The 2,369-nt window shown below is 37.8% G+C and carries 3 protein-coding genes; 2 read left to right on the top strand and 1 reads right to left on the bottom strand.

Going from position 1 to position 2,369, the window contains the following annotated elements:
* Positions 1 to 277 precede the first annotated feature (277 nt).
* Positions 278 to 652: a DUF3221 domain-containing protein gene (locus DFP97_RS30260; protein ID WP_114384359.1), complete on the top strand. Its 375-nt coding sequence runs from the start codon at positions 278 to 280 to the stop codon at positions 650 to 652.
* 262 nt (positions 653 to 914) lie between these two features.
* Here the strand turns inward: DFP97_RS30260 and DFP97_RS30255 are convergent, their stop codons facing one another.
* Positions 915 to 1,208, bottom strand: a complete 294-nt coding sequence (locus tag DFP97_RS30255; protein ID WP_114384358.1) for a hypothetical protein — start codon at positions 1,206 to 1,208, stop codon at positions 915 to 917.
* A gap of 327 nt (positions 1,209 to 1,535) precedes the next feature.
* Between DFP97_RS30255 and DFP97_RS30250 the strand changes: the two genes are divergently transcribed.
* Entirely contained in the window at positions 1,536 to 2,006 is a 471-nt protein-coding gene (locus DFP97_RS30250; RefSeq protein WP_114384357.1) for a hypothetical protein, read from the top strand.
* Positions 2,007 to 2,369 lie beyond the last annotated feature (363 nt).

The raw sequence follows: 2,369 nt of genomic DNA, 5'->3' as shown, positions 1-2,369 counted from the left end.
ATGCACCGTGGTTGTCGGAGTCAGACTAACGGATGGGCTCTAACGCACCATAGTTGATCGACCTTCTTCTCCCAGCCGTAGTAGAAGTATTGACGACTTTTCCATTTTCATCCTCTGTGGTGCAGCGCTGTTTCTCGCGCTGCATGAATGGCTAACGGGTACGATAGCTGAATAAACACCCAGGACGAGGCTGCGGCAAGAACGGCAGCCTTTGCTCACCTAATGGGCAGGATTGTGAGTTTAACTTTCTTTTTGGAACAAATTACCTGAGCTGTTTTTGCAACGCAAAAAGGATTTTGCTCGTTCATTATTTATAAAGCAATACATAAATAATATGGAGGTACAACAAGAGAAAAAGGTTGTTTTATTCCTACTCATCACAATATTAAGTATTACTTTTTTGGGCTGTACTCAAGAGTCGTCATACCTGGAAGGAACTATTGAAAAAGTTGATAAAGATAGCATTATTATGTTGGTAACAAGAAGCAAGTCAAAGATTGGTGAACCCGATAAAGTAATACTAAGAAGCGAAGAAATGGATTTTACAACGCTTGAAAAAGGTCAAAAAGTTAAAGTGTGGGTGAATGATGAAGGGGTTCGTTTATCGAATCCTCCACAAGTATGGGCTAGAAAAATTGAAGTAATTGAATAGGTGTTAGCTATCTATTTATTCCGCTAACGGGTACGATAGTTCAATCATTGAAGCGGTAGACCAAATTCTGGTCTGCCGCTTTGTCATTTAAATAGTTCAGTTCATAGGTTTTTTTTCATTGTCTACAATATGGGCTTAATGGTAGGGTTTTGTTTATTATACAAGTACAACATAATTACGTACTAGTCCGCTATATTGACGACGTTATCTTTAACGTGATAAATGACATAGTTATGATTCCATTGCTGCACGGTAACGAACGTTAATTCATTTCCCTTTTCAAAAAAAAATTTGCGCCTTCTTCCCTGACATAGATCCAGCCCTTGCTACTCATTCGTTCTTTAAGAAGAATACCAACGGAACGATCCTCCCCTAAATAATTCCCCTTCCCATCCATCAAGACTATTTGTTTATCCGTTGTACTTAACGTGTACATGAGCTTAATGTTATGGAATCCAATATTATTGATAATGGCAGCAGCGAATATAACGATAAGAACAACGATTCCAATAATTCCGAATACTGCGACTTTCCAAGGTTTCCTCAAAATTATCATAAAAAATCAGCTCCCATACAATATTATGAAGGATTAGCGATTATTTCAAAAGATACTATAGAATCAAATTCATTCTGGTCATCCAACGCCTCAGCAAATTTCTACAGTACAAATTTGAAGCTTAACAGTGACCTAATAAAAGTTATTACTCATGATTCGGATGGTTATCATTTGACGCAAATAAGAATGTCTATCCAAAATCAATAATATTGCACTACGCTAACTGGCAGTATAGTCGAAATTATGAAAGCAACATTTCCCATTATCTTTCGTCTATCAAGGTATTCAATTGTAGCAACATAATTCATTTAATGGAGTTGAATAAAAATGAAATTATTGAAATTAGGGCTAGCTTTATGCGTGTTAATGATAGCTCTGACCGGTTGTTTTGAGATGAAAGAACCACCTACACCCAATCCAAATGGTGTGACGATCGCTTTGCATAATGTACTAAGTTATATTGAACCCCAAGGGGTAAAGCTAGAGGCAGATGTTAAATCGGGAGAAACTTCCGAATGGGTTTTAAACAATATAAAGCCGGATGACTTTAAATTAAAGGAAAAGCCGCCAGAAAGAATCTCGATTTATATTTTTCAAAATATAACAGAGAGAGAAAAAGGATTCACGGATTTTAACAACAAAAAGGCTCAGTATAATATGATAGTTCCGATTGCTTGGCAAAGTGAAAATGTCCTGGTGTTATATTGGCACTCGTCGCCGGGGGGACAGAAACCAACCTTTGAAGATAAAATCAGCAAAGGACTGAAAGACTGGAAAATGCAATTTCCAAATAAATAAAAATTTGAACTCCCTCGGTATTATTTATTTTTCTCACGAATGCTCGCTTATTCGCAGGATTTCGTCCGGTTGGTTAAGGATGAAAGACAAGAAGGGGAACTCCGTGTTAGAATTCGGCAACATGAAGGCGCACGGGAGTAGAGGGGAATATATACTGCCCCATATAATTCCATCTACTGCGCTTTCTCCACGCTGCCCCTGGAGGTTCTCACTCGCATGCCTTGAATTAGCTGCCTCTTCCACGCATACTTCCAATATGTGTTAATATTAGGGGGTTGCTTGGCTATTGGTTAAGTGGATAGGAAACTTGTAAGAAAGGAGTATTAGGTAAGATAATGATAAAAAATGATGAAGAATTCTACA

Source organism: Paenibacillus prosopidis (assembly GCF_003337375.1).
Lineage (GTDB): Bacteria > Bacillota > Bacilli > Paenibacillales > Paenibacillaceae > Pristimantibacillus > Pristimantibacillus prosopidis.
This window is presented reverse-complemented; position numbering and strand designations above follow the sequence as displayed.

Coding starts and splice junctions, on each gene's coding strand:
- DFP97_RS30255 (WP_114384358.1), bottom strand. CDS start 1,208: ATGATAATTTTGAGGAAACCTTGGAAAGTCGCAGTATTCGGAATTATT.
- DFP97_RS30250 (WP_114384357.1), top strand. CDS start 1,536: ATGAAATTATTGAAATTAGGGCTAGCTTTATGCGTGTTAATGATAGCT.